This is a genomic window from Candidatus Korarchaeota archaeon NZ13-K, assembly GCA_003344655.1.
GTDB lineage: Archaea > Korarchaeota > Korarchaeia > Korarchaeales > Korarchaeaceae > Korarchaeum.
In genome coordinates this window covers 1-5814 of sequence record MAIU01000070.1, presented here as the reverse complement: position 1 = coordinate 5814, position 5814 = coordinate 1, and the positions used below count along the sequence as shown (strand labels likewise).

The 5814-nt window shown below is 59.8% G+C and carries 6 protein-coding genes; 2 read left to right on the top strand and 4 right to left on the bottom strand.

All coding sequences use genetic code 11. From position 1 onward, the window contains the following. The 3 genes from BA066_06385 to BA066_06375 form a co-directional block, all read right to left on the bottom strand. A partial coding sequence (locus BA066_06385) for an ABC transporter permease (GenBank protein RDD53070.1) occupies positions 1 to 234 on the bottom strand: 234 nt, incomplete at its 3' end. Between the two features lies 1 nt (position 235). Then, the gene (locus tag BA066_06380) at positions 236 to 1756 is read right to left on the bottom strand and encodes an ABC transporter ATP-binding protein (protein RDD53068.1); all 1521 of its coding nucleotides are present in this window, start codon (positions 1754 to 1756) and stop codon (positions 236 to 238) included. A gap of 204 nt (positions 1757 to 1960) precedes the next feature. Then, the gene (locus BA066_06375) at positions 1961 to 3232 is read right to left on the bottom strand and encodes a BMP family ABC transporter substrate-binding protein (GenBank protein RDD53069.1); all 1272 of its coding nucleotides are present in this window, start codon (positions 3230 to 3232) and stop codon (positions 1961 to 1963) included. Between the two features lie 66 nt (positions 3233 to 3298). Between BA066_06375 and BA066_06370 the strand changes: the two genes are divergently transcribed. Next, positions 3299 to 4294 (top strand): alcohol dehydrogenase, encoded by a 996-nt coding sequence (locus tag BA066_06370; protein ID RDD53067.1) that lies wholly within the window; start codon positions 3299 to 3301, stop codon positions 4292 to 4294. On the opposite strand, the gene BA066_06365 is transcribed toward BA066_06370, so the two are convergent. Then, positions 4295 to 5053 (bottom strand): radical SAM protein, encoded by a 759-nt coding sequence (locus BA066_06365; protein RDD53066.1) that lies wholly within the window; start codon positions 5051 to 5053, stop codon positions 4295 to 4297. Positions 5054 to 5089: 36 nt separating this feature from the next. Between BA066_06365 and BA066_06360 the strand changes: the two genes are divergently transcribed. Further along, the coding region (locus BA066_06360) for a hypothetical protein (protein ID RDD53065.1) at positions 5090 to 5814 on the top strand (725 nt) is incomplete at its 3' end.

Here is a 5814-nt window from a genome sequence, read left to right as displayed (position 1 = left end):
GAACTGCCCCTCCCCCCCTATGTTGAAGACGCCCGTGAGGGAGGGGATGGAGAAGGCGAGCGCCGTCATGATCAGGGGAGTGCTCCTCACCATAAGGTAGGAGGGATTCCTGATCCCCTCGGAGAGCACCACCGCGAACACCCTGGCGGCATCGTAGCCCATGAGGCTCAGCATGACGTAGCCTGAGAGGAAGCTCAGCAGGATTGAGAGGGAGACCTCAGCGATGAAACCCAGCCTAGGCACTCACACCACCCATCAGAAGACCCAACCTCTCGATGGTGAAGTCCTCGTTTCTCCCCATTCCAATGAACCTCCCCTCATACATCACGGCGATCCTGTCGCTCAGCTCCAGCACCTCATCCAGGTCCGTCGATATTAGGATTATAGCCTTCCCCTCGTCCCTGAACTTCAGCAGACTGCTCCTTATGAAGTCAGTTGCGGCCACGTCAAGTCCCTGGGTCGGCTCGCAGATCAGGAGGACCTCCGGCTCCTTCAGGATCTCCCTGCCCACCAGGAGCCTCTGCTGATTCCCACCGCTCAGGTGCTTGGCCTGAGCCTTCAGGGAACTCGCGATGACTTTAAACCTCCTCACTATGCTCTCGGCCATCTCACCGGCCAGCGGCCAGGCTATCCTTCCCCCGGGTCCCAGGAACCTCCTCAAAGTCGTCAGGATGGAGTTCTCAACGAGGTTCATATCGAGCACGAGGCCCACCGCCCTGGAGTCCGGCACGTAGGAGAGGCCCCTCTCGTACCTCTCCCTGGCCGGCAGTCCTGTGACGTCCTCACCCCTCAGGAGCACCCTCCCCCTCTCGACCCCCCTGAGACCGGCCAGGGCCTCAGCGAGCTCCAGCTGGCCGTTCCCCTGGACACCAGCTATTCCCAGTATCTCACCCCTCCTGAGCTCGAAGGAGACCCCTCTGACCGCATGAAGCCCCCTGTCATCCCTGACCCATAGGTCCTCGACCCTCAGCACCTCCTCGCCCGGTGAGGATGGGGTCCTGCGGGGCGAGGGTACCTTCCTACCGATCATCGTGATGGCGAGATCCTCCTCGCTCACGCTGGAGGTCTCGAAGGTTCCAGCATTCTCCCCTCCCCTGAGAACCGTGACCCTATCCGTCAGCTCCTTCACCTCCCTGAGCTTGTGCGTTATGAACACTATCGAGATCCCCTCCCCCCTCAGCTCCCTCAGAACCCTGAAGAGCTCCCTGCTCTCCAGAGGGGTAAGCACGGAGGTGGGCTCATCCAGTATTATCAGCTTGGGCCTTGAGAGGAGCACCTTCACTATCTCCACCCTCTGCTGAACACCTACTGGGAGCTCCTCAACGAGGGAGTCGAGGGGCACCCTGAAGCGGAGTCTCTCCATGACGAGCTCGGCCCTCCTCCTCACCTCATCGACGCGGATCCCCTTGAAGAGGGAGCTCATGTATAGGTGGAGGTTCTCCATCACGGTCAGCGTGGGTATCAGGGAGAACCTCTGGTAAACCATGTTCACGCCGCTCCTCATGGCCTCCCAGGGACCCCTGAAGTGGACCCTCCTCCCCCTGAGGAGAACCTCCCCGCTCGTCTGCCTTATCTCCCCGTAGAGTATCCTCATGAGTGTGGTCTTCCCGGCCCCGTTCTCACCCAGGAGGCCGTGTATCTCGCCCTCCCTCACCTCGAAGTTCACTCCCCTCAGGGCGATCACGCCATCAGGGTAGACCTTCACTATCCCCCTCATCTCGACTAGAGGCTCCTCCGAGCTCCGCTGATGATCCATTGGACCCACCTCTGATGGGAAAACAGATGGATGAGCCCGGTTATCGGCTTTCTCATAGAAAGCATGGGCTGGGGTAAGATATAAAAATTGTGTTGGGGGATCAGCCCCTCTCCAGGGCCGCATCCAGGTTCCCGGCCAAAAGCTCCCTTATTATGAGGTCGTACTCATCGTGGTTCGCCGGCATCTTGAACCTTATCTCACCGCTCACGGCTTGATATGGTGTTCATGCGCATTGTTGACATTTTCCAGGCCTTTCCATTTTTGATTGCCGCCATGACCATTGCCGCCGTTTTGCAGCCCAAAATCGGGCGCAGCATTCTTACCGCGGCCATCGCCCTCATCGTGTTTTATCTTCTGCCTCAGCTCCTCCGCGATGCTCTGGGCCTCGGCCGGTATGTAGGTCCTCCTCTGGGAGTCCACAATTCTGACGACGTCATCAGGAGTCATGTCCTTCAGCTGCTTCGCCTCAGCGGCCAGCGTGGCGAACTCCTTGACACCATCTAGGTCCCAGACACCCACCCCTCCCTCCTTTAGTCCCAGTGTGGTTATGCCTCCCCTCCAGTTCCCCTTGACCACCATCTCTATAGCCGTGTAGACTGCCACATCCACCCTCTTGGCGCCACTCAGAGGTATGTCCTTCGGAGATATCCACTCCTGACTCGCATCCTGGCCTATCGCCAGGGCAGCCACCTTGCCCTGCCTGGAGTTCCACTCCTTGACGGCGTTGAACATACCGACGTGGGTGAGCCCGGCTAGGCCGTATAGAACCCTCACGTCCTGCTGCAATAATGTCATGGCCGCATTATACCCTGCCTGCGTGTCCGTGAACGTCCCGGTGTACTGCCAGACGAAGTCAATCCTCTCGCCTGTCCTCTTCTCGTAGTACTTGACCCCATACAGGTAGCCTATGTGGAACTTCCAGAGGGGGGGTATGTCCATACCGGCCACGGCCCCCACCTTGTTCCCTCCGAGGGATTTGGCCATTCCTGAGGCGAGCACTCCGACGATGGCGGCGCACTCCTGCTCCCTGAACAGGATGTCAACCTCATTCTTCCTCTGAACACCGGTAGAAGCATCTATCAACGCGAACTTCTGGTTCGGGAACTTGTCTGCCGTCTTATTCAGGGCATCGGTCCAGAGGAAGCCGACAAGCACGAGGAGATCGTATTCCCCTCTCTTGCTGAGGTCCTCGAGCAGGGGAACCATGTCGGCCAGCGACTTAGGGGTCAGGGTCTCTATCTGCACTCCCAACTCCTTCTCAGCCCTGATGGCGCCTAGGTAGGCCATGTCGTTGAAGCTGAGGTCACCCCTCCCACCTACGTCGAAGAGTATGGCCACCCTGATCCGCTTGGTCGTGGCGGGCGTGGTGGCCGAGGGGACCACGGAGGTCATCAGGAGGTAGGCAGCAACCGCAGCCACTATTATTATCAGGAGGAGCAGGATCGCTCCCAATTTGCTCAGACCGGATCTCTTCATCATGGGGGTCCCCTCCAGATCCCGGGCCCATCAATTTAAAGCGTATCGGGGGCCTTGACAGCTGTCATGAGGGCGCTGGTGCTCCACGCTCCGTGGGATCTGAGGCTCGAGGAGCTCGAGGTCCCCAGCCCGGGCAGGGGATGGCTGAGGATGGCCGTCAGGAGGGTCGGCATATGCGGGACCGATAAGGCCCTCTACTCCGGTGACTACGGGGCCAGGAGGCTGCCCCTGATCCTCGGACACGAGGTTTCAGGAGAGGTCGTGGAGGTTGGCGAGGGAGTAAGCGAATCCCTCCTAGGAAGCAGGGTGACCACGGAGATCAACGTTACCTGCAACGAGTGCTGGTTCTGCAGATCCGGGATGAGGGAGCACTGCTTGAGGAGGGAGGCCATAGGGATCAGCTTGGATGGGGGGATGGCCGAGTACATGCTTACCAGGGGGGACCTCGTTCACTCCATAGAGGGCCTGAGCTGGCAGCAGGGGGCCCTAGTCGAGCCCCTGGCGGCGGTCCTCAAGCCCTTCATGATGAGCCCTCCTAGGCCTCTCTCCAGCGTGGCAGTCGTCGGTGTTGGGACTGTTGGGCTCCTATCCCTGCAGGTGGCCAGGATCTACGAGCCCGAGAGGCTTGTTGCCGTTTACAGGAGCGAGAGCAGGAAGGTCCTGCTGGCGAAGCGGTATGGGGCTGAGGTGGTGAGGCTTGAGGAGGCCCTGGAGCTGAGGAGGGAGGTGAATGAGGGTGTGGGATTCGATCTCGTGATAGAGGCCACCGGAAGCCCCGATGGCCTTGAGACCGCTTTGGAGCTAGTTAGGGCCAGAGGAAAGGTGTTCGCGAAGTCCACCCATGGGAAGAGGGTTTGCTTCGATTACACGAGGGCTGTAGTCAACGAGGTCTCCATAGTTGGCAGCAGGTGCGGGCCTTTCAGGCAGGCCATAGAGCTCCTCAGGAGGGGGAGGGTCTCGGTTGACGAGCTGGTCACATCCGTCTACCCCCTCGAGGAGGGGGTGGAGGCCATGAGGAGGTCCTTCGACAGGGACCAGGTGAAGGTTCAGCTGGAGGTCTGATCAGTAGAGGAACCTGTACCTCACCCTCCCCCTCAGCCGATCCTCCAGGAACCTCTTAACGCTCCCGTAGTAGAGATCGGGATCGAATCCCTCGCCCACCGGGATGAGCTCCCAGAGGTCCCTCAGCCCCGGCTTCCTCCTGAACCTGTCGAAGTATATCAGGTCAGAGTGGTTCCTGACCTCATTCACCAGCCTCAAGATTTCCTCGGGATGCGTGCCCGGGATTATGGGCCCTATGAAGGTGAAAGTCCTAATTCCCTCGCCCTTGAGCTCCATAAGGGCATCAATCCTAGAGGAGATGCTCGAAGCCCTCGGCTCCAGTCTCCTCCTCATGTCCTCGTCCAGCGTTATTATCGTGAATCCCACCTCAGCCTCTGAGAAGCTCCCTATGAGGTCCAGGTCCCTCAGGACAAGCGCCGACTTGGTCTGCACTATCAGGGGCCAGTCCTTGGATAGGAGAACCTCCAAAATCCTCCTAGTGATCCTGTATTTTTCCTCGATGGGCTGATAGGCGTCGGTGAGCGAGGAGATGTAGATGACCCCCCTGCTCCTCCTTCGGAGCTCCCTCAGCAGCAGATCCACCGCGTTGACCTTCACCTTGACGTAGCTTCCCCACTCCCCTGAGTGCCCCATCCTCCTCGCGTAATATGAGGCGTAGCAGTAGGAGCAGCCGTGCAGGCATCCCACGTAGGGGTTGATGCAGTAGTCCCCTATCGAGCTCCTGTTCAGCAGGCTCCTGGCCATCACCTCGGATATCACAAAGCTTTAATCCTGAGGGTCAAGATAAAGGCTTGGATGAAGAAACTCAAGATACTCTCGGACGACTACAGGGTCGCCGATGTCGTGAGCCTCGAGCTTTCATCGGAGCTCCCGCTCCCCAGGGCCCATGGGTCCAAGGAGCTGGCCGGATCCTCACCCCCTGAGCTCTTCGTCGGGAGGTTCGGTTACCCCAAGGTCCAGGTGGGCCCGCTCATACCCCCGATCCACGGGGACACGAGGCACCTGGCCACACCTGAGGAGTGGTTCGGGAGGGGGCTGAGGGAGATAATAGGGATGAGGCTCCAGCTGGTCAGGGGGAAGAGGGAGGTCAGGGTGGACAGGGTGGAGGATAGGTACTCCTCCGAGCTCAGGGAGGCTCTCCTCTCCGAGAGCTCCGTTGAGGCTGAGGCGAGGTTCAAGAACACGCCGAGGGGCTACTCTCTCTCCGAGGACCTTCAGCCCTTCGGCCCATCCGCCCCCCTCGAGGAGCTGAGGCTCGAACCCGGGAGGTCGGATCCCAGGCTGGAGAGGCTCTACTACGATAGGGACGCATCAGCCGCAGAGGCGATGATCGAGCTTTATGGGTCAGGTCTTCATGTCTCCAGGATACAGCAGGCCCTGAGCGCGGGCCTCCTCGGCAGGAGGAGGAAGTTCGTCCCCACGAGGTGGGCCATAACGGCGGTGGATGACCTCATCTCCAAGCACCTGATCGAGGAGGTCAAGGGCTACGGGGAGCTCGGGGAGTACAGGGTCTACAGGGG